This is a genomic window from Chryseobacterium nakagawai (assembly GCF_900637665.1).
GTDB classification, from domain to species: Bacteria; Bacteroidota; Bacteroidia; order Flavobacteriales; family Weeksellaceae; genus Chryseobacterium; species Chryseobacterium nakagawai.
Genome location: NZ_LR134386.1, coordinates 2,322,276 through 2,342,490, shown reverse-complemented (window position 1 = coordinate 2,342,490; position 20,215 = coordinate 2,322,276). Strand labels below are relative to the sequence as shown.

At 35.2% G+C, this 20,215-nt stretch carries 19 protein-coding genes and 4 pseudogenes; 9 read left to right on the top strand and 14 right to left on the bottom strand.

All coding sequences use genetic code 11. The annotated features are described in order from the left end of the window. Positions 1 to 299: 299 nt before the first annotated feature. Together trxB and holA are read right to left on the bottom strand one after the other, a co-directional pair. Positions 300 to 1,241 (bottom strand): thioredoxin-disulfide reductase, encoded by a 942-nt coding sequence (gene trxB / locus EL260_RS10650; RefSeq protein ID WP_123860257.1) that lies wholly within the window; start codon positions 1,239 to 1,241, stop codon positions 300 to 302. A gap of 284 nt (positions 1,242 to 1,525) precedes the next feature. Further along, positions 1,526 to 2,563 carry a DNA polymerase III subunit delta gene (holA, locus tag EL260_RS10645; protein ID WP_123860256.1) on the bottom strand — a complete coding sequence of 346 codons (1,038 nt, stop codon included), beginning with the start codon at positions 2,561 to 2,563 and terminating at the stop codon, positions 1,526 to 1,528. A 7-nt stretch (positions 2,564 to 2,570) separates the two neighbouring features. Here holA and EL260_RS10640 point away from each other — a divergent pair, with 7 nt between their 5' ends. The 8 genes and pseudogenes from EL260_RS10640 (at position 2,571) to EL260_RS10605 (ending at position 7,990) form a co-directional block, all read left to right on the top strand. Next, on the top strand, positions 2,571 to 3,002 hold the full coding sequence (locus EL260_RS10640; protein WP_123860255.1) for a type I restriction enzyme HsdR N-terminal domain-containing protein: 432 nt from the start codon (positions 2,571 to 2,573) through the stop codon (positions 3,000 to 3,002). Positions 3,003 to 3,095: 93 nt separating this feature from the next. After that, on the top strand, positions 3,096 to 3,515 hold the full coding sequence (locus EL260_RS10635; protein WP_123860254.1) for a hypothetical protein: 420 nt from the start codon (positions 3,096 to 3,098) through the stop codon (positions 3,513 to 3,515). Between the two features lie 118 nt (positions 3,516 to 3,633). After that, positions 3,634 to 4,248 carry an HAD family hydrolase gene (locus tag EL260_RS10630; protein ID WP_123860253.1) on the top strand — a complete coding sequence of 205 codons (615 nt, stop codon included), beginning with the start codon at positions 3,634 to 3,636 and terminating at the stop codon, positions 4,246 to 4,248. Between the two features lie 196 nt (positions 4,249 to 4,444). Continuing rightward, positions 4,445 to 4,699: pseudogene (locus EL260_RS25960) on the top strand (thrombospondin type 3 repeat-containing protein); the annotation flags it as partial. A gap of 189 nt (positions 4,700 to 4,888) precedes the next feature. Continuing rightward, a pseudogene (locus EL260_RS25955) lies at positions 4,889 to 5,143 on the top strand (thrombospondin type 3 repeat-containing protein); the annotation flags it as partial. 735 nt (positions 5,144 to 5,878) lie between these two features. After that, a pseudogene (locus EL260_RS25950) lies at positions 5,879 to 6,130 on the top strand (thrombospondin type 3 repeat-containing protein); the annotation flags it as partial. A 743-nt stretch (positions 6,131 to 6,873) separates the two neighbouring features. Further along, a pseudogene (locus EL260_RS25945) lies at positions 6,874 to 7,128 on the top strand (thrombospondin type 3 repeat-containing protein); the annotation flags it as partial. After that, complete coding sequence (locus EL260_RS10605; RefSeq protein ID WP_317126501.1) at positions 7,118 to 7,990, top strand: dienelactone hydrolase family protein; 873 nt, start codon at positions 7,118 to 7,120, stop codon at positions 7,988 to 7,990. The pseudogene EL260_RS25945 and the gene EL260_RS10605, both read left to right, overlap by 11 nt. 85 nt (positions 7,991 to 8,075) lie before the next feature. Here the strand turns inward: EL260_RS10605 and EL260_RS10600 are convergent, their stop codons facing one another. The 9 genes from EL260_RS10600 to EL260_RS10560 all read right to left on the bottom strand — a co-directional run bounded on the left by EL260_RS10600 (position 8,076) and on the right by EL260_RS10560 (position 14,050). Beyond that, on the bottom strand, positions 8,076 to 8,468 hold the full coding sequence (locus EL260_RS10600) for a PEGA domain-containing protein (protein WP_123860247.1): 393 nt from the start codon (positions 8,466 to 8,468) through the stop codon (positions 8,076 to 8,078). Between the two features lie 429 nt (positions 8,469 to 8,897). Further along, a complete protein-coding gene (locus EL260_RS10595; protein WP_123860246.1) occupies positions 8,898 to 9,257 on the bottom strand; it encodes a cupin domain-containing protein in 360 nt (119 codons plus the stop codon). Beyond that, positions 9,254 to 9,781: a GNAT family N-acetyltransferase gene (locus tag EL260_RS10590; RefSeq protein ID WP_123860245.1), complete on the bottom strand. Its 528-nt coding sequence runs from the start codon at positions 9,779 to 9,781 to the stop codon at positions 9,254 to 9,256. Before EL260_RS10590 ends, EL260_RS10595 begins: the two co-directional genes overlap by 4 nt. Before the next feature lie 2 nt (positions 9,782 to 9,783). Next, positions 9,784 to 10,386, bottom strand: coding sequence for a DUF2911 domain-containing protein (locus EL260_RS10585; protein ID WP_123860244.1), 603 nt, complete (start codon positions 10,384 to 10,386; stop codon positions 9,784 to 9,786). Between the two features lie 29 nt (positions 10,387 to 10,415). Further along, the gene (locus EL260_RS26140; RefSeq protein WP_123860243.1) at positions 10,416 to 11,459 is read right to left on the bottom strand and encodes a bifunctional transcriptional activator/DNA repair enzyme AdaA; all 1,044 of its coding nucleotides are present in this window, start codon (positions 11,457 to 11,459) and stop codon (positions 10,416 to 10,418) included. A 2-nt stretch (positions 11,460 to 11,461) separates the two neighbouring features. After that, on the bottom strand, positions 11,462 to 12,226 hold the full coding sequence (locus EL260_RS10575; RefSeq protein ID WP_123860242.1) for an isocitrate lyase/PEP mutase family protein: 765 nt from the start codon (positions 12,224 to 12,226) through the stop codon (positions 11,462 to 11,464). 148 nt (positions 12,227 to 12,374) lie between these two features. Continuing rightward, positions 12,375 to 12,887: a methylated-DNA--[protein]-cysteine S-methyltransferase gene (locus tag EL260_RS10570; protein WP_123860241.1), complete on the bottom strand. Its 513-nt coding sequence runs from the start codon at positions 12,885 to 12,887 to the stop codon at positions 12,375 to 12,377. A 42-nt stretch (positions 12,888 to 12,929) separates the two neighbouring features. Next, positions 12,930 to 13,478 (bottom strand): DinB family protein, encoded by a 549-nt coding sequence (locus EL260_RS10565; protein ID WP_123860240.1) that lies wholly within the window; start codon positions 13,476 to 13,478, stop codon positions 12,930 to 12,932. Between the two features lie 53 nt (positions 13,479 to 13,531). Then, a complete protein-coding gene (locus EL260_RS10560) occupies positions 13,532 to 14,050 on the bottom strand; it encodes a Crp/Fnr family transcriptional regulator (RefSeq protein WP_123860239.1) in 519 nt (172 codons plus the stop codon). A gap of 215 nt (positions 14,051 to 14,265) precedes the next feature. On the opposite strand from EL260_RS10560, the gene EL260_RS10555 reads away from it, so the two are divergent. Beyond that, positions 14,266 to 15,270: a hypothetical protein gene (locus EL260_RS10555; RefSeq protein ID WP_123860238.1), complete on the top strand. Its 1,005-nt coding sequence runs from the start codon at positions 14,266 to 14,268 to the stop codon at positions 15,268 to 15,270. A gap of 100 nt (positions 15,271 to 15,370) precedes the next feature. Here the strand turns inward: EL260_RS10555 and EL260_RS10550 are convergent, their stop codons facing one another. The 3 genes from EL260_RS10550 to EL260_RS10540 form a co-directional block, all read right to left on the bottom strand. Further along, the gene (locus tag EL260_RS10550; RefSeq protein ID WP_123860237.1) at positions 15,371 to 16,426 is read right to left on the bottom strand and encodes an alpha/beta hydrolase; all 1,056 of its coding nucleotides are present in this window, start codon (positions 16,424 to 16,426) and stop codon (positions 15,371 to 15,373) included. Further along, positions 16,410 to 17,684, bottom strand: coding sequence for a PepSY-associated TM helix domain-containing protein (locus EL260_RS10545; RefSeq protein WP_123860236.1), 1,275 nt, complete (start codon positions 17,682 to 17,684; stop codon positions 16,410 to 16,412). The genes EL260_RS10550 and EL260_RS10545 overlap by 17 nt, the downstream gene beginning before the upstream one ends. Before the next feature lie 243 nt (positions 17,685 to 17,927). Beyond that, the gene (locus tag EL260_RS10540; RefSeq protein WP_123860235.1) at positions 17,928 to 20,099 is read right to left on the bottom strand and encodes a TonB-dependent siderophore receptor; all 2,172 of its coding nucleotides are present in this window, start codon (positions 20,097 to 20,099) and stop codon (positions 17,928 to 17,930) included. Positions 20,100 to 20,215: the final 116 nt, after the last annotated feature.

Genomic DNA, 20,215 nt, shown 5'->3' with positions numbered 1-20,215 from the left:
TACGAATTTAATTAAAGTTCTAATGTTTAATGGATTCATTTGCAAAAAAATATACAATGTATATTTTATCGCTATTGAAACACAAATTATTTTATTCTATGTGCCCTTTAGTTTTTATAGATATTAATTATTCATTTGCAGCAAAATCAGCCGTTGCATCTTTCTGAAACTTTAATCTTTTTTGCGCTCTAAGAACAGCATGAAAATAAAGTTTACTCCTTTTAGATTTCCAATAAATTTTTAGCACAAAAAAAAAGCGCACCTAATAGGTGCGCTTTGTATCATTAAAAGCTGAATGATTAGTGTAATTCAGCTAAGTATTTCTCTGCATCCATTGCAGCCATACATCCGCTTCCTGCTGCTGTAATAGCCTGTCTGTAGATATGATCCTGAACATCACCCGCAGCAAAAACTCCCGGAAGGTTTGTTCTTGTAGATCCTTTTTCTGTTACAATATATCCGTTTTCATCAAGATCTACCTGACCTACGAAGATATCCGTATTCGGTTTGTGACCAATAGCGATGAAAATTCCTTCAACATCTACCGTAGCTTTCTCCTGAGTTTGATTGTTGATGATTACAGCTCTTTCTACCAAGCTGTTTTCTCCTTCAATTCCAATTAATTCATGGTGAAATTTCACTTCAATATTCGGAGTGTTTTCTACTCTGTGAACCATGGCTTTTGAAGCTCTGAAAACATCTTTTCTCACTAATAAAGTTACCTTTCTGCATAATTTGGCAAGATAAGTAGCTTCTTCAGCTGCTGTATCTCCTGCCCCTACTACCACTACATCTTTTCCTCTGTAGAAGAATCCGTCACAAGTAGCACAAGCAGAAACTCCGCCTCCTGCATATTTCTTTTCATCTTCAAGACCTAAATATTTTGCGGTAGCTCCTGTAGAAATAATTACCGTTTTTGCTAAAATCTCTTTGTTTCCAGCATATAATTTGTGAACACCGCCTACTTCTTTTGAAAACTCAGCTTTAGTGATCATTTCGTAATGCACTTTGGTTTCAAATCTTTCTGCCTGCTTTTGCAGATCCATCATCATTTCAGGACCTGTAATCCCTGCTGGATACCCTGGAAAGTTATCAACCTCAGTAGTTGTAGTTAATTGTCCACCCGGCTCCAAACCTGTATACAATTCAGGTTTTAAGTCTGCTCTTGCTGCATAAATAGCAGCTGTGAAACCAGAAGGTCCAGATCCAACGATCACACAATCTAAAATGTTTTGCTCCATAATTTACTTGTTCGAAAAAGATATAATTAAATTAAGACCGCTAATTTCGTAATTTTTGCCGTCTTTTTAAAGTTATTTTAATGATAGTTGTCAATAAGAGATATGCGGATTGTCAATGAGGAATAAATTACGGTTTTGGAGATACGTAATACTAGTATAGTACAATTCTAATAAAGCTGAGAAATTATTTTTAAGACATTTATTTCCTGTCTATTATCCCTCCGTCTATGTATTCGTCCTTTAAAAACTCCTTCTCTCAAACTTTCAAGCCCTCAGACTCAAAATTAAACCTTCATTTTAATCTTGTCCACATTAATAATCTTATACACGAGCTCCTTAATAAGTTCTGCTTCTCCCATATTCACCGCTCCAAGGCCTTTTCCTTTCATATCAAACTCTCTCAAAATAGAAATAACTCTTGTAGCATGTTTTAAAGGATACAATCTTGCACTTTCTGCATAATCTTTCACAAAATAAGGATTCACACCCATTTGAGAGGCTATAGTTTGTGGCGATTGTCCTGCCATCGTTTGATAAATAATCACATTGGAAAAATAATTGTAAAGGCTTGCCAGCATCATCACAAAAGGATTATTCTTAGGATTCTTACCCATAAAATGGGCAATTTTAAAAGCTGTATTGGCATTTTTTGTTCCCAATGCCTTCTGAAGTTCAAAAATATTGTATTCTTTGCTGATCCCAATATGGTTTTCAACAATAGTTCCATCTAGTACTTCACCTTCTTTAAGGATAATTTTCAGTTTGTTCAGTTCATTAGCAATTCTTGAAAGATCATTACCAAGATATTCCGCTAAAAGATGGGAAATATTAGGAGCTGTCTTAATCTTAAGCTTTACACATTCATCGGAAATCCATTTGGGAAGGTTACTTTCTTTTACTGACTCACTTAGGAAAAGTGCATTCGCTTTGTCTAAGGCTTTAGCCGCTTTTTTTCTACTGTCCAGCTTCTTATGTTTGTGGGCAAAAACCAATACTGTGGAAGGAACAGGATTTTCAACATAGGCATCCAGAATTCTGTTTTCCTCTTCATTAAGCTTAAGATCCTGAGCTTCTTTTACGATAATGACCTGCTTATCTCCCATCATAGGAAACTGTCTTGCCAGAGAAAGAACTTCCTGATAAGAAGTATCTTTACCATAAGTAACCGTTTGATTAAAGGCTTTTTCATCCTCTTCCAAAAAGTTGTGCTCAAGGGCTTTTACAGCAACATCAATAAAGTAGGCTTCTTCTCCGTGGAAAAAATAAATAGGTAAAACTTCTTTATTTTTAATATTTTTGAGGATTAAATCTAATTCTTTCATCTTATTAATGGAACTTCCAAAACTGAATTTTCAGGAAACTTTTGATTTTAAATTCAAGAAAGACAAAGATAAGTTTTTTATTTATGATTTGGTTCGTAAAACTTATCTACTGCTCACTCCTGAGGAATGGGTAAGGCAGCACTGGATCCACTACTATCTTACCGTAAAATCCTACTCTGCATCGGCATTAATCACCGAAAAAAAGATTGTTCTCAATGGCTTGACCAAAAGAATTGATCTTTTAGTTACTGAAAAAACAGAGCCTGTCATCCTTATAGAATGCAAAGCCCCGCAAATAAAGCTAACAGAAAAAACATTTGAACAGACCGCTAGATACAACTCTATTATCGGAGCCAAGGAAATTATTTTAACCAATGGACTTCAGCATATTAATGCTTATTACGAAGATGGACAGTATCAATTTTACCGACCTCAATAAAGCATATTATATAATGATAAATGTATGTTAAAACGATAGATAATGGTATACTTTTGGGTATTCTCTAATTAGTTTTAAAATACAATTTTAGTCATGAAAAAGTTATTAATTGTGGCAGCCTTAGGAGTATTCACATTAGGCTTTTCACAAAATTATTACAATGATTACAGAGGAAGTGTTTCTTCTATTAATTGGGGTCAGGTAGCTATTTTTCTGGGCTTAAACAGAAGCCAGATCAATCAAATGACTGTATTGAATAACCGTTATCCGGATTACAACTCATGGAATCATGTCTATGCTAAAGAACCTAATAGATGGTACAATGACCGATACTATGAAATTGAGAGAATAATGACCCCTGAACAATACAAAAAATTTTATTCAAGGTATTATAACGGACAAAATCCAAGATTGAAATATGATAACGATTACAGAAGATATCAAAACAGACCCCAAATGTATGACAGAAGGTTTGATGATCATCACGACAGACATCGAGAACATCATGGATAAAGAATAATACAGCCGGAAGATTCCTTCCGGTTTTTTTTATGCTCTTCATAAAAAGAAAGTATGCCAATCATTCTCTATCACGAGAAAAATTATTTAATTTTAAGGCATAATAATGAATATGAAAATTAAAAATATAATATTCGATTTCGGAGGTGTTTTGATGGATTGGAATCCGAGATATTTCTTTAAAGATTATTTCAACGATGATGAAAAAATGGAATATTTCCTAGAAAATATCGCTCAAGATGAATGGAATATTGAACAGGACCGAGGAAGAAGCCTTTCAGAAGGTACAGAGATCCAGGTAAAAAAATTCCCGGAATGGGAAAAGGAAATCAGGGCTTTTTATGACAATTGGACAGTGATGCTGAAAAGCGATATTCCTCAAAATGTTGATGTTTTAAGGAAATTAAAAAATACAGATTACAAGTTATTTGGATTAACGAACTGGTCAGCAGAAACCTTCCCGTATGCTTTGGAAAATTATGATTTCTTCCAGCTTTTCGATGGAAAGATTGTAGTTTCCGGAACAGAAAAACTGATTAAGCCTGACCCTAAAATCTGGCATGTTCTGTTGGAAAGATATAACATCCAGGCATCAGAGTCTGTATTCATTGATGATAACCCTAAGAATATTGAGATGGCCGCATTAATGGGATTCAATACCATTCATGTTCTGCCTGATACTAATTTGAAACAAGAACTGGCACATCTAGGTATCGAAATTCAGTAATTTTAGTATAAATAGTAAAAAAATCCTCAGTTAAGTTATTTTTATTAATTTGGCTGAGGATTTCTTTATGAATATGAGAAAAATTTTACTCTTCTTATTATTATTTGCTGTTACAAGCTTTCACGCACAAAGTATTGAAAACCCAGAAGCATTCAAAAAATGCCGAAAGGAATTCAACAAAAAGATATGTCTCTCGGATGAAGACCAGGATGATATTCTATTTTATCTGGACAAATGCCCTAAACAAGGAGGACCTATTGAAAATAACGGGTGTCCATGGCCTGATGCTGACAAAGACGAGGTTCCTGATAAAGATGATCAATGCCCTGCTATAGCTGGTCCAAGAGAAAACCAGGGATGCCCATGGCCAGATACTGATGGTGATGGCGTTTTGGATAAAGATGATGCCTGCCCCACCGTAAAAGGCGTTCAGGACAATAACGGATGTCCTCCTAAAGTTATGAAAGGCTGTATCATGTAGAAAAATAATTTCATTCACCTTGATAACTATTCAATGGATATAAGAAAAATTGTGTTTTTCCTGGCATTTACAGGCACTTATTTCCAGGCTCAACATTCTGAAGTTCAGGAAGCACTCAAAAAATGCCGTAAGGAATTCAACAAAAAAACTTGTCTTGCAGATGAAGATAAAGACAGCATATTGTTTTACCTTGACAACTGCCCTACCGAATCCGGCCCAATAGAAAATAGAGGCTGCCCATGGCCTGATACTGACAAGGACGGCATATTGGATAAAGATGATCAATGCCCAGAAATAGCTGGCCCAATAGAAAATAATGGTTGTATTTGGTCAGATACAGATGGCGATGGTGTTTTGGATAAAGATGATGCCTGCCCCATTATTCCCGGACTTCCTGAACTGCATGGTTGTCCTCCTAAAAAAAACGACTGTAAAGAGTATCGGGAAAAAGCTAACATAAAATTCCAAAAGTTCAAAACAGATTATGCTGATATTGAATCTATATATGATAAGATCAACACAATAATTTTAGACTACATGATGAAGGGCTATACCAAAACTTCAGCAAGCAAAAGTGCCTATATTTACATCAAATATATAAGCAACAACGCTTATTTTGATGAACATTCCTGCTATGATGGAATTGATAATGAATACAATTTTTTAATCACAAAATTCTGGAATAAAAAGGCTCTTGAACATGCCCATACAAAATATGGTAAGGATATCTATCTTTCCACAAAACTCTCATATGAAGATTTAAATGCATTGCGTGCCCACAATGAAACATTGGATTATATCATAAAATATTATGACCAGGAAACCATGAAAATAAAAATTCCAGGCAAAAATAAAAGTACAATCGGTGCTAATTTCTCAATGCCTATTATTGTCACATTCATTAATCCCTACCTAATTAAAGTAGAAGACGCTAAAAAAGAGATGATTATAAGCTATGAATATAAAGATGGTCAATGGAAATCTTATAAAAAATAACCTCATCATTTATTTTAAACAGTTTATCATATTATGAACAAATTCACTTTTTTGCTGATACTTACCGGAGCCTGCACTTATGCTCAAAATAATGAAGATCAGGAAGCACTCAAAAAATGCCGTAAGGAATTCAACAAAAAAATTTGTCTTGCAGATGAAGATAAAGACAATGTTCCTTTTTACCTTGACAAATGCCCTACCGAATCTGGCCCAATAGAAAATCTTGGCTGCCCATGGCCTGATACCGATAAAGATGGTCTGGTAGATAAAGATGATGCCTGCCCTAGCGTTGCTGGGCCCGTTGAAAATAAAGGCTGCCCGTGGGAAGATACAGACGGCGATGGAGTTCTGGATAAAGATGATAACTGCCCTACTGTGCCAGGCCCCGCTTCTAACAATGGATGCTATGTTATTTCCTGTACACTTGGTAATGAACCTCAAATCTTGATGGAAAAATTTGATATGAATATCCAAAATATTGACAAAATCTACGATCTGATTAACAAAAAGATACTGGATGACATTGTAGAAAAAATCCCTAAAAAAGATTTAATGGGACCTAAGGGCTTTTTCTACCTCCAATATATAGATCATAAATCTTATATTGATGAAAATACTCCTGATAATGGCCTGTCTCCAGGATATAACTTTCTGATTACTAGATTTTGGAATCAAAATGTTCTTGAATACGCCAGAAAGAAATATGGAAAAGACATTTATCTTTCAACACCAATGAGCCATGAATATCTTAGCACTTATCATAAAATCATAGGTGATTCATCATTCAATTACATGATGAAATACTATAGTAAGCAATCGCTCAAAATAAAAATAGCAGGAAAACAACCAACTAATTTTGATAGCTCTATTGATATCAGGGTAAGTTTCATTACTCCTTATCAGATTAGAGTAAGTTATTACCAAAGTTATACTCTATATGAATATAAAAATAACAGTTGGAACCTAGTCAAAGAGTAAAAATCATAGCAATTTATTTTTTATTAATTTAGATAATTATTTAAACAGACATGAGGAAAATTATTTTTTTCCTGTTATTTGCAGGTATTTATTTTCAGGCTCAACATATTGAAGACAAAGAAGCATTAAAAAAATGCCGTAGGGAGTTCAATAAAAAGCTATGTCTTTCAGATGAAGATCAAGACAACATATTATTTTATCTTGATAAATGTCCGAAAGAAATGGGATCTGTAGAAAACTATGGCTGTCCATGGCCAGATACAGATAAAGATGGTGTATTGGATAAGGATGATGCTTGCCCCCAAATAGCAGGACCTCCTGAAAATAAAGGATGTAAATGGCCGGATACTGATGGTGATGGAATTTTAGATAAAGATGATGCATGCCCTACTGTTCCCGGAATTCCCAATCTGAATGGATGCCCAACCTGGAAATAATTTTTCAGGAATTGTGTATATTCTGAAGAACATTTCCAAAGGAAAATCCAGAATATGCTGGACCATCAATATTATTAAAATGTTTAACCCACCTCAAAATAAAAATATGATACGTTCAATCTTATTAACCGCATCCATTATCGCCTCTGGAAACATTTTAAGCCAAAACCTTAAAACAGTTTCCTATCAGGACGGTTCGCAAAAGCTGAATGGCTTAATCACATCCAATGCAGGAAAAAAACTTCCGGGAGTTTTGATTCTCCCTGCCTGGAAAGGAATTGATGAAGAAGCTGAAACAGCAGCCCTTGAACTTGAAAAGCAAGGTTATATTGCTTTCATCGCTGATATTTATGGTGAAGGGAAAATTCCGACCAATAACGAGGAGGCTGCCAGAAACTCTGGATATTACAAAAAGAATTATGCAGAATATCAGAAAAGAATTTCATTAGCATTGGAACAACTGAAAAAGAACGGAGCCATTGCTAATAAAACAGCCGTTACCGGATATTGCTTTGGAGGAACAGGCGCATTGGAATCCGCAAGAGGAAATTTACCTGTTGTGGGAGTAGTTTCCATCCATGGAAGTCTGGGAAGAGATCAGAGCAGAAAAAATGAAAAGTTAAATGCTAAAATTTTAGTTGAAAATCCGGCAGATGATAAGAGTGTAACGCCTGATGATTACAGTAACCTTATCAAAGAAATGAATGAAGGAAATGCAGACTGGCAGATCATTACTTACGCTCATTCCAAACATACTTTTACCGATCCTAAATCACCGGATTATAATGAAATAATGGCTAAAAGAGCCTGGAATCATACATTAATGTTTCTGAAAGAAATACTGAAATAATTTCAATATAACAATGTATCAGTATAGCAATGTACCAATGTTTTAATGTAAGATCACTCATTGGTACATTGCTATTTTTAAATCTTTATTTATTTTCCTGTTGTTTTGCTTCTAGTTCAACATCATATTTCTTAGTAGAATATTTTGTTAGTGAACCCGTTGCAGCGTCAATTCCTACCCCTATGGCACCCCCAAAAAGAATATTGAGAAGCGTTACGGCATTAAAATTCTTATCCAACTTTACTTCCTGATTATTAAACCCTTCTTTTTCAAACGTTACCATTTGCTTACTCAATGACCTTGGGATTTTTGTAGTACAAGGAGTGGTACATTTTTCAATTCCTTTATGAAACACTGTTGCTCCTTCGGGAGTAGAATTAAATGTAATTTTGTCATTGGTTCCTGTAAAAATAGTGGCGCAAGATGTAGTGGAAAGCGCGATCCCTAACAATAATACAATTGATAGATTGTTCTTCATATATTTTATTAAAAAGTTAAGTCTGCCGACTCATTTTTTCGGCGCGTGAACTTACAAAATAATTGGTAACAATCGGCATCAATAAACGATAATATCTTTATTAAAAAGATAACTCATTGATTATCTAAAATATTTTTTGAGAGTTTCTAATCAAAAAATATGGTATTTGTCCTTAAAACAAAAGCTATCTCATTTTTGAGATAGCTTTTGTTTATCATTTATCCTATTACAATTGAAGCACCATTAGTATTTCTTTAAAGAATCTTCCAGCTTGGTTATGGCTTTATTACCACTATCATTACAGATTTTCATTTCTAGTTATAGGAAAGACATATCCAATGAGTAATATGGGGATTCATCACCTATATACCATATAAAAGTATCTTCCTTACATTCAGGGCAAATCTGCGTAGCTATACATAGAGTAATCTACTCTTCCCTGTTTACCAGTTCCATAGAAAATGCAGGCAGACAGATGGCAAGATATTCACAAGGTTCTGAAAATGGATTACTGTAACGAATTCTGGCTCCTTTTTCAATAAGGATACTGCTTCCTTTTTCAAGAACTACAATTTCGCCATCAATTTCAAACTGCTTCTTCCCTGAGATGATGTACGTAAATTCATCAAATTCCGGAGTCTGATGCGGCTCACTCCAATCCGGAGGTGCTACCATATGGGCAATGGAAACATTAGCATTTCCTGTAGAGTTCCCCCAATGTTCTTCAATCAGTTTTCCGTCTGTAGTAGGTACTACAAATGGGGATTGCTGAATTTTATATTTTTTCATATCCAATCTTCTTTTTTGATCTCGTATACAAAATTGGTTCTTGTAGGTTCTGCAAAATAAGCGACTTCTTCTTCCGCTATTTTTATCCCGCCAAGTTTTTCCAATGCTTTCTGTGAACGGAAATTTTCTTTTCCGATATGGAAATGAACTTTATCTACATATTGAAAGATATAGTCCAGCATCAGCTTCTTCACTTTAGGATTAATTCCTTTTCCCCAGGATTTTGTTCCATAGAAAGTATAGCCGATGAAAATATGGTTATCATCTTTATCAAAATTATAATAACGGCTGCTTCCCAAAATATCTCCGGTTGCTTTTTCAACAATTTTAAAGGCTCCATTACTTTCTATGGCTCCTCTAAAGAAATTTTCAAAAACTTCTCTTTGATAACGGTCTTTGTTAGGGTGTTGTTCCCATACCTTAGGATCAGAAGCCACTTCATATAAAGATTCAAAATCCCCTTGCTGTAAGGGGATTAATTGAAATTCTTCATTCTCTAAAACAGACTGAACAGAAAAATTCATGCTTATCCTTTTTTGTTAGAGTCTGATTCTATTCTCTGGATTTCTTTCAACTTATCAGAAATCTTGATTACAGTGTCTAATTTTGCTGGTTTCAATGGAATTTCAGCCTGATTTGTATCCCATTTGATCACAAGATTTCCTGAGTTTTCATCTGTTGGGTTCAGGGTAATTTCAAACCATTCCTGTTTGTCGGCCAATTTGTTCACCGGTACAGTAACATCTACTACATCCTGTTTAGGGTCATAAGTATAGGCACCCCACTGCTGGAAATCTTTATTCAAAATTACTTTCCATTCTTTTTCAGTAGGAACTATGAATAATCCGTAAGTTCCTGCCGGAACATTTTTACCACCAAAATTAACGGTCTGTCCGAATGTAATTTTTGTAGATGAGTTAGCTCCTGCTCTCCAAATCTGGCCATAAGGAACCAATTCGCCAAAGATCTTACGACCTTTCACTCCAGGTCTTCCGTAATCAACTGATATTTTGGACATTGAAAACTGCTGTTCTACCTTCTGACGTGGGCTTGCTGCCGGTACGGAGTAATCCTGTGCTAAAGCAAATCCTGAAACTGAAATACAAACTGCTATTAATAACTTTTTCACGTGTAAATTTTTGTTTAAAATTACAAAAATCAAAATAAAATAGCTTTCTCTAACTCCAATAATTTTTGTTTTCTCCAGATTCCGCCCCCATACCCTGTTAGCTGCCCATTGCTGCCAATCACTCTGTGACAGGGAATCAGAATAGATATTTTATTTAAGCCATTGGCATTGGCTACAGCACGAACCGCTTTAGGATTTCCGAGAATATCAGCCTGCTCCTGATAACTTCGGGTTACTCCATAAGGAATTTGCTGTAAAATTTCCCAAACCTGTTTCTGAAAAGCAGTTCCTACAGGGGAAAGCGGAACGGTAAATTCAGTCCTTTTACCTCCAAAATATTCGGAGAGTTCTTTCTCGAGCGTTATAAAATGAGGATTTTCACCCTGTACAATATTGGCTTTAAAATGTTTTGAAATATTCTTCAGTTCCGTGGGCAGTGCTTTTCTGTCAGAAAATTCCAAAAGGCAAATTCCCTGCTCATCGGCACAGGCTACCATAGTTCCTAGCATCGTTTCAATTCTTTTCAGATCAATGATCTTTTCGTTTTTGTTATGGCTGGGTGATACTCCAAAAATATTTTTAAAACTTTCATTAAAACCACTCAGACTTTCATACCCTGAGTCGAAAGCAACTTCAGTAACCAACTCTCCCTGTTGGAGTTTTTTAAATGCAGTATTCAGCTTAGACATTCTTTGGAAGGCATGAAATGTCACACCATGATGTTTCAAAAACCATCGGCGGACTGTTGCAGGCTCCAGCCCTCTTTTTATCAGATCAAAATCTTTTAGTTTTAAAGAGGGATCATCAGAAATCTCATGCAATAGCTCTTTAATATATGATGGAGTTACATTCAGTGTTTCCAATGGTTTACAAACTTTACACGGACGATACCCTTTCAGCATCGCCTCTTTAGCATTGGAAAAAAATTCTACATTTTCAAATTTCGGTTTGCGGGCAGTACAGGTAGGGCGGCAAAAGATTCCGGTGGTCTTTACTCCCATCCAGAATATTCCTTCAAACGTAGAGTCTTTACGAAAGGAAGCTTCATACATTATTTTCTCTGTGAGTTCCATAATCAGATGAAAAGTGCTTTAAAGCTGTTATTATTGATGATTGTATGGCTAATTTTTTCCAGCTCACGATAAATATGTCTGTTTAAAAAGGCTCCTGAAGTCATTCTTTTTACTCCTAATGCTTTTAAAGTTTCAAAATCTGGAAGATCGGGTAAACTCATCACATTAATCGGCAATGAGGTGACCTCAACAACTGTTTTGATATCTTCTTCATTGGTCATACCAGGAATAAATATTCCATCTACATTAAGCTTTTCAAACAATGCTATCCTTTGTAAAGTTTCTTTTAATGCATTTTCTATTCCTAATAAAAAAGGGTCAGTTCTTATATTGATAAAGACTTCCCTCCTTCTCTCTTTCAGAATGGAAAGAATAATGCTTAACCTTTCGAAAAAAACGTCTCTGTTTAAAAGCAGCCTCACTCCGTCAGTTATACAAGAATCTTCCAGGTTTATCCCAACTATACCTATATCCAGCAATTTTATAATATTGGATGCAATCATTTCAGGAGAACTTCCATATCCTCCTTCCAGATCTACAGATAAAGGAATGGAAACGGATTTTTTTATTCTTTTAATCATATAAAAATACTCTTCAAAACTCATGTTTTCTCCATCTTCATATCCTAAACTCACCGCTACTGCTGAGCTTGAAGTAGCCAGTGCTTTATACCCTGAATTTTCATATACTTTTGCGCTCTGCACATTCCACACGTTACCTAATAATAAAAGTTCTTCTTCGTGATGTAAATTTTTGAAACCGATCATGATATTTTTTACTCAAAAATAGGAAGATAGCTAGGCGGCTGCAACCGAAAAATGAACAGGTATTTTTTAGTACTGAAGTTGAAAAATAGTACAAAGAGATAAATAATTAAAGTTTGGGTTACACTAAATTTCTAACCTTGACCAAATTTTAAAACAAAATGGCCTTTTCCAGCTCCAGAAGCTTTTGTTTTCTCCAAATACCACCTGCATAACCCACCAGCTCCCCATTGGAACCGATCACCCGATGGCATGGAATTAAAATAGCAATCTTATTGATTCCATTGGCTGTTCCTACAGCACGGATAGCTTTTGGATTTCCCAAAAATTCAGACTGCTGCTTGTAGGTTCTGGTTTCTCCCATTGGGATTTCACGAAGTAACTGCCATACTTTTTCTTGAAATTCAGTACCTGTGGTGAATAAAGGAATGTCAAACTTCGCTCTGTTTCCATCAAAATATTCCTTTAGCTCTTCTTCCAATTGCTTAAAATGGATGTGATCTCTTTCTACAATTTCGGCCTTGAGTATTTTTGATAATGACTTCAGCTGCTTTTCAAAATTTTTCCTGTCTGTAAATTCCAGCAGGCAGACTCCCTGATCTGTTGCGCAGGCAATCATTTCTCCCAATGGAGTCTGTATTGTTTTTTGGTGTATGAATTCCATTAGTTTAAAATTAGTGTTTTTCAGGAATCCACACGCTATCTTTTATATATTCTTTAAAACGTTTTCAGCCTGATCGATATGTCTTGCATTATGATAGATCACAAAGCGGAAAGTATCGCCCAGTTTCAAAGTGATCAATTTTGAAATACTGATCGCTGTTTTTGTTTTTTCCAGATTGATAGTGCTTGCTTTTTCTAATAGATGAAGTAATTGTTCTTGTTGTTTTATGAATTCATTCACCACCTCTTTATTCAATTGGCTGTGAATAGGGTTCATCGCCTTAAGGGTTTTCATCTTATTGAGTTTATCTTTGGGAAGCATACTTTTAGCAAAATAGTTCCCAAGAATTCCTGGTTTAAAATCAGATGTTGAACTTGTTCTCGAAGAAGAAATTCTATGGGAGATTTCAGGGATATAAAAGGTTCCGTAGCGATTGAGATGTTCAAGACATTCCAATACACTCCAACTATCAGTATCCATTCTGAAATTCAGATCATTGTCAGGCTTCAACAAAAGAGTTTCAGCATATTGTAAATGTTGTCCGGTCCTGTTTTTTAGCTCCTCTAATAAGGTTATGGTTGAAATTTTCATTATTATTTTTTTACAAATTTCCGGATCAATTTATTCTTAAATCTTGATTGAACTCAAGATTTTTTAAGCCTGGATAAAGTTTCAGGTGACATTCTGAGATAATTGGCAATATATTTATTGGGTACTTCCTGAAATAGATTTGGGCTTCGTTTTAATACCCGTTCAAAACGTTCCTTCGGAGCATTAATCAATAAGTCTTTTTCTCTTTCAAGCTGTTGCAATACAAGATCCTCCAAAATATTCATCCAAAACTTCATATGTTGTTCATCAGCTTGAATAAATTCGTAAAAGTCTTTTTTTGAAGCTACTTTTACCATCGTCTTTTTAATTGCCTGAATATAGAGTTCCGATGGTTTCCCGGAAAGAAAAGAATCCAGAGAAACAATAATATTTCCCGTATATCCGAAACGAATAATTCTTTCTTCATTTTCATCGGTCATAAAGATCCTCACACTCCCCTTTTCTATATAATAAATCTGGGTATCTGTACTTCCCGAGATCTTCAGGAACTCATTCCGTTTACATTCCTTATGCTCCCAATGAATTCCGCTTTGAAGTAATTTTTCAACCATTTCATTTTAGTATTTGGTGTTCCAAAGATAATGGGTAATTTTAAAGGTTTAAACACCCATCACGAATAATGCCAAAAAAACAAATTTCTTATCACTTTTTCCGGCAGTTTTTTTAATAAAAGCTCAGCAAATTATTCCTTCCAGGACAAAGTATAATAACATTTGAACAACTATTATTCTGAGACTTACTTTATACATTCTAAATATTCTTAATAATGAAGATTAATACAGCCTTAGTGCTTTTATGCTCACAACTGATGATCATCAGCTGTAAAAAGGACGACAAAAAAACCGTTCAGAATCAGCCAGCCATTGTAAAAGATTCTGTAAAAACGGCTACAAAAGAAGAGGAAATAGATTTTAAGAATTTCAATATTTTCAACGTTTCCATTATGCAACGAAAGGAGCTTATGGATACCTTCATCTCCGTCTCTGACATTTATAATGAGAAGAATGCTGTTCCGGCGGATTTTCTAAAAAAACAAAAAGAACTTCCTTTTGAAAAGATGTCTTATATTGAATTGGACGCCTCTTATAGAAAAAAAATGCTGGATGGTATTCATATTACTGAAAATGATTCACTGTATCTCTATAACTACCAAACCAATAAGTTACAAAAAACTCCTGTCAATAAATTAAAAGCAGTCGCTTATCTCTCTCCTTATATGGGTGAAGGAGATGAAATTGATTCTGAATCCTATATGCTTGGATTCCAGATTGATACTCAGAAAGGCACAAATATTTTTGATAAATATATGAATGTAATTGCCTATTTTGGAAGCAAAAGTCCATTTGTAGAAAACCAAATGAAAATGATTAAATGGGAGAAAGCAGGCCCTGATATTCAGAAAAAATATTTTCCCGGGTCAACCCATAAATACGGTGGCACTTATCAATATAAATATGGAAACCTTACCTATTATGTGCAGGATCTTCTTGAAGAATATGGTACTGAGGAACGTAAATTAGTGGTCATCAATGACCATAATGAAAAAATATTTGAGAAAACATTTACCATTGAGGATGGTGCAGAGTTTAATCCTCTGGAAAAAACAGGAAGTGAGGAAACCAATTATTATGCCCAGTGGACGGGTATTCTCTTTAAAGGAAAAGCACCTGTGGTTTTTAATTTTACAGCACCTTCTTTCGGATGCCCTGCCATTACATTTCTAGATAAAGAAAAAACCGAGCTTACCATTCATTGTGATAACAGACATTAATTCCAGGGAAATCTATTAACGATCTATCAAAATAAAAATGGGGTACATTGAATTTAAATCAATCTACCCCATATTTCATCCTATATACAGTATATTTCAATTATTTAACCTTAGGATAAAGTTTGTTTTTAAGGTTCATAAAATAAGTTTCAGATTCTTTGAAATCATTACTTTTCATAAATTTAAGAACTACATTCAGATAAGATTCTGAAGGTTTGAAGTCTGCCCCCATTTTTTCAGAGAACGTTTTATATTCGGTTTCCAATAAAGATGGATTCTTAGCAAGCTGCTTAATATCTGTTCTGAAACCTTTGAATATAAATTTTAAAGCTTCATAGTTTCCAGGATAGGAAACGGTTCCGTGTGTTTCACCTTCAAAAAAACGGTGTTTATAGTTCAGAGTCCCATTTTTCTCTACGATCTCTTTAAACTTCTCAATGGCTTGTGTCATATCAGAATTCCAGTTTTTCTGCTGTTCTTCATTATCAGCCTGAGAAACGTATAAAGATTTGTGGGCAGGGAACTTTTTATTTTTTTCCAGATAATTTTGTGTTCTTGAAATCGTTACTTCATTATCCCACCATAAACTCGGATCATTGGCCACAAACGCATTAAAATATTCCGGATGAATAAGAAAAGTATTGATAGCAAACAAGCCGCCAAATGAATGTCCCACCAAAACAGAATACTCCTGTGCCCTGTAGTTTTTACTGATAAAAGGCTTCAGTTCTTCTTGTATAAATTTTACAAAATTTTCGCTTCCTCCACTGTCCGCAAAAAGAGTTACTGTAGGATTTACCGGACTTTTCTTTTGTGATTTTGTAGGGGTAAGATCTCTTGTGCGTTCTGTATTTTTAATTCCCACGACAATACATTCCGGAATATCAGCATAAGGAGTTCTCGCTATAAAATCCGTTAACCCCGTATAGTATTCAAAGTTAATTTCACCGTCTAAAAGATAGATAACCGGATATTTTGCCGGGTTGATGCTTGTATCATTGTATGTTTTAGGCAAATGAACCCAAATTTCTCTGCTTTCATTTAAAACCTTCGAAAATAAAGTCTGCTTCTCTCCTATTGTAAGCTTTTCCTGAGCTTTTCCCAATGTGAAAAATGAAAATACAAATAGATATAAAATTTTAAACCAATTGTTCATGATGTGATTCTTTTCTGTGTTGATGAATATTTTTAACTTCTTTTCCTTTTTTCCCTGATTTATTTCTTCTTCCCCACCAGATCAGAAATCCGGTAACCGGAAGGCTGGTACAGATAATCCCGATAACGAATGTGAAGATTTTCCCGAACATTCCCCCCCAATATCCAACATGCAGATCAAAATTCATATGCTCAATCACTTCATGCATCAGAACTTCTTTTGGGTAATTAATTTCGTCTCCAGTATATTTATTGACTTCTTTACTTTTCCCATCTACAATACTTTTTAACCCTATAAATTTAGCGGCTACCACATTGTAAACGGTGGAAGAATCCTTACGTGGCACACTCATTCTGACTTGTTGAGCCTTCGGAATTTCTTTAAAGCTTCGGTCTATAAAATCTGTAAAAGACAATACTTTTTTATCAGGATCAAATTTCGGCTCATACTTTTCTGCAATCTTGTGAGCATCAGCAACTCCTCCAAAGGCAGCCTGGGTAAGATCTGTCAAAATTTTATAAGCCATAATCAACCCTGTAATTGTAATAAAAACTGCTGGTAACAGAGAATAAAATCCGAAAACATTATGGAAATCGTAATTCTTTCTGCGCCATTTTGTACCTGATTTGATCTTAAATGCGGTTGTTCTTGTTGTTTTGTTCCATTTTTTTGGCCACCAAAGAATCAATCCACCGATTAATTGAATAAAAAATATAATAGAAGCTACTCCTACTACTGTTTTTCCGAATTTACCTGCTAATAATTGGGCATGAATATGAGCTACCACATAGAAAAACTCATAACTTTTTGTAGAGCCCATCACTTTTCCGGTGTAAGGATCAAGATAATGATAAGCAAAAACTCCTCTCGGCCCCCGTCCTTTCCCTTTGGGTTTCTCCGCTTTTTCAGCATTTTTATCTTTAGGAGGTTTGGTAGCAGAGGCTACGCGGAATGTTCGGTCTGCTTCCCTGTAAGTATCAAAGTAAAAAGCTTTTCTGTCCGGAACCTGTTCATGAAATTTAACCAGTAATTCTTCCGGTGTCATTTTTTTTGTATTCACTGGAGCCTGAACATATTTGGCACTTCCTGCACAAAGGTCAACAATCTCATCACAAAAGACGAAAACCGTTCCGGAAAGCGTAACGGTAAGTACAATAATCCCGGAAACAAGTCCGAGCCAGAGATGGAGCCATCCTGTAATTCTTTTGGTCAGGGATTTTCCCTGTTTTTTCTTGGGGTTAGTTTTTTTATTTTCCATATCTAAAAGGGTTGCCTTTTGAGTATCATTGTTGGAAAACGCAAGGGCGCAAAGATTTTATCTCTCGCAGATTTCACAGATCACGCTAATGATTGAAAACCAACACTATAACCTGTTTAAATTTGTAAAAATCAATATACCGATGGACTATTTTGCTGCTGAAAATCTTTGTTCTTTTAGCGCCGTTGCGCTATTCCAATCAACTTTAAGTTTGAGACAACTTGTTTTTGTTTTTAAAAGGGATTAGAATTTAAATGCAAAATTGGCCAGGAATTCTCTTGGTTTTTGTGGTTGTCCGTAGAAGTTCCAGTACATTTGGTTCAAAACATTGTTCATCTTCAGACCGATTCTGTATTTTTTCTTATCATAGAAAACTGTGGCTCCTACTGTGGTATAGGACGGTGCAAGGAAATGGTTTGTGATGTTGATATACGTTTTATCCACAAAATTGAATCCTGCCCCGAAGCCAAGTCCTTCATAGGTTCCATCCATTATTTTATAACTTGTCCATAAGTTTGCCACATGTTTAGGCGCCCATGCCACTCTCTTTCCTGCATCTTTACTTCTGTCATCATAGCGGTTATCATTAAATCCATATCCTCCTACGATGTTCCATCCTTTTACCGGATTGATTACGATATCTACTTCAAGCCCCTGGTTTTTAATATTACCATCCTGTCTGCTTCCCAAACCTCCCGGATCTGCAATGACTCTATTTTTAACTCTCATGTTATAATAAGAGATAGTTGATAATAATTTTTTACCAAACAGATCTAATTTGAATCCGGCCTCAAACTGATTTCCCTGTTCCGGATCCCATTTGGTAAGAACACCATCCTGATTAAGCCCCGGAGCAATATTTTTAAATCCGTTCACATAGTTAGCAAAGAATGAAATTTCATCTTTTTTAATTTCATACACTAGACCAAATTTTGGAGAGAATTGGGTCTGACTGTATCCCTCGGTTCCGGCTACTCCATTTCTTTTAATATCTTCATTTTTGTAGTGATCCATTCTTAAACTTGCCATTACAAGGAAATTATCTGTAACATTTAATACATTGGAAACATAGGCGCTGTATGTACTGTATTGAGAAATTTCATATTTGGTAGCGGTTCTTGGTAGTTTTTTTACCACATCACGGGAAATAGGAGTCCAATCGGAAGTAGCATTCAATATAACAATATCATTTCCTTTTTCAGTACCGTAATTTTCTCCAATTACTCCATTCAGAGGATAAGGAGCAAAAGCTGAGTTTGTATTTTTACCTACTGTAAATACCGGATATTGGTTTTTACTAGTCTGCTGGAAATAATCTAATCCTACTACCAAACGGTTTCTTAAGCCTCCGATTTTAAAATCACCAATAAAATTCTGCTGAATATTATCTGTGGTAATCTTATAATTGTCAAACGGTCGGATACTTCTGCTCACCCTGTTATTATCCATATAGTTTAATACCAAAAAGATAGATTCTTTCTCATTAGCTTCTCCTCTTTGGTAAGACGTTCTGGAAGTCCATTGGTCATTAAATTTATGGGTAACTTCAGCCATCGTCACAAAATTGGTTCTTTTTGATCCCACATCATTACTGGTAAATGATCTGCCATGAATGGCTTCAAGATCTTTCATAGAATGATAAGTCAATTTTTCAGACTGTCTCACATAAGCATTCAAGGTTTTTTCAGGGGCATGGAACTCTGTATCTAAGGTTACTGTAGTCTTATCACTTACCTTATATAAGATACTTCCTGAAAAGAATACTCCTTTATTATATCCTGCATCCTGAAAAGAATCCTGAGAATAAGCGGCTACATTGAATCTCGCCAATGCTGTTTTTTCTTTATTCAAAGGAGTATTCACATCTGCTGTGATTCTGTTCATTCCCCAACTTCCAGTGGTATAGTTGATAATTCCACCAAAGTTTTCCTGTGGTTTTTTGGTCACTATATTTACAACTCCGCCATAATTGGCCAAAGTTCCTCCAAATAAGGTTCCTGATGGCCCTTTGATTACTTCTATTCTTTCAACATTCGCAATCTCCGATTGTACTCTCGGATTCTGGATTAATCCATTTCTAAAACTGGCATTAGAGCTGAATCCTCTCAGAAAAATATCATTACCACTGTCGTTAACACTATTGCTGACTACCACTCCAGGAGCTGAAGCCATTGCTGTATTAAAGTCTGTAGCATTCATTTCACTGATAATCTCTTTAGGAACAAGGTTGTAAACCGTTGGATTTTCTAGGTTCTCCAATGGAAGTCTTGCTACTGATTCGGATTTTTTGGTTCTGTAATTGTGGGTTCCTTTAAGAGAAACGGACTGGATTTCGGCTACTTTAAGGGTATCACTTTCCTGTGCACTGAGCATGGTGACTGCTAATAATGATGCAGAAATAATAGTTTTTTTCATTTTTATAATTAAGCTTAGTGCTGCAAAATTACTTTATTTTTATTAATTCTAAATAAAAATATGACACAAATCATAAAATTGAATCTGGGAAAAAGGCCATAAATAAAGGGTTTATG

Coding starts and splice junctions, on each gene's coding strand:
- EL260_RS10575 (WP_123860242.1), bottom strand. CDS start 12,226: ATGATCGGTTTCAAAAATTTACATCACGAAGAAGAACTTTTATTATTA.
- holA (WP_123860256.1), bottom strand. CDS start 2,563: ATGAAAGAATTAGATTTAATCCTCAAAAATATTAAAAATAAAGAAGTT.
- EL260_RS10595 (WP_123860246.1), bottom strand. CDS start 9,257: ATGAAAAAATATAAAATTCAGCAATCCCCATTTGTAGTACCTACTACA.
- EL260_RS10560 (WP_123860239.1), bottom strand. CDS start 14,050: ATGGTTGAAAAATTACTTCAAAGCGGAATTCATTGGGAGCATAAGGAA.
- EL260_RS10555 (WP_123860238.1), top strand. CDS start 14,266: ATGAAGATTAATACAGCCTTAGTGCTTTTATGCTCACAACTGATGATC.
- EL260_RS10630 (WP_123860253.1), top strand. CDS start 3,634: ATGAAAATTAAAAATATAATATTCGATTTCGGAGGTGTTTTGATGGAT.
- EL260_RS10570 (WP_123860241.1), bottom strand. CDS start 12,887: ATGGAATTCATACACCAAAAAACAATACAGACTCCATTGGGAGAAATG.
- EL260_RS10600 (WP_123860247.1), bottom strand. CDS start 8,468: ATGAAGAACAATCTATCAATTGTATTATTGTTAGGGATCGCGCTTTCC.
- trxB (WP_123860257.1), bottom strand. CDS start 1,241: ATGGAGCAAAACATTTTAGATTGTGTGATCGTTGGATCTGGACCTTCT.
- EL260_RS26140 (WP_123860243.1), bottom strand. CDS start 11,459: ATGGAACTCACAGAGAAAATAATGTATGAAGCTTCCTTTCGTAAAGAC.
- EL260_RS10540 (WP_123860235.1), bottom strand. CDS start 20,099: ATGAAAAAAACTATTATTTCTGCATCATTATTAGCAGTCACCATGCTC.
- EL260_RS10545 (WP_123860236.1), bottom strand. CDS start 17,684: ATGGAAAATAAAAAAACTAACCCCAAGAAAAAACAGGGAAAATCCCTG.
- EL260_RS10640 (WP_123860255.1), top strand. CDS start 2,571: ATGGAACTTCCAAAACTGAATTTTCAGGAAACTTTTGATTTTAAATTC.
- EL260_RS10635 (WP_123860254.1), top strand. CDS start 3,096: ATGAAAAAGTTATTAATTGTGGCAGCCTTAGGAGTATTCACATTAGGC.
- EL260_RS10550 (WP_123860237.1), bottom strand. CDS start 16,426: ATGAACAATTGGTTTAAAATTTTATATCTATTTGTATTTTCATTTTTC.
- EL260_RS10590 (WP_123860245.1), bottom strand. CDS start 9,781: ATGAATTTTTCTGTTCAGTCTGTTTTAGAGAATGAAGAATTTCAATTA.
- EL260_RS10605 (WP_317126501.1), top strand. CDS start 7,118: ATGGATGCCCAACCTGGAAATAATTTTTCAGGAATTGTGTATATTCTG.
- EL260_RS10565 (WP_123860240.1), bottom strand. CDS start 13,478: ATGAAAATTTCAACCATAACCTTATTAGAGGAGCTAAAAAACAGGACC.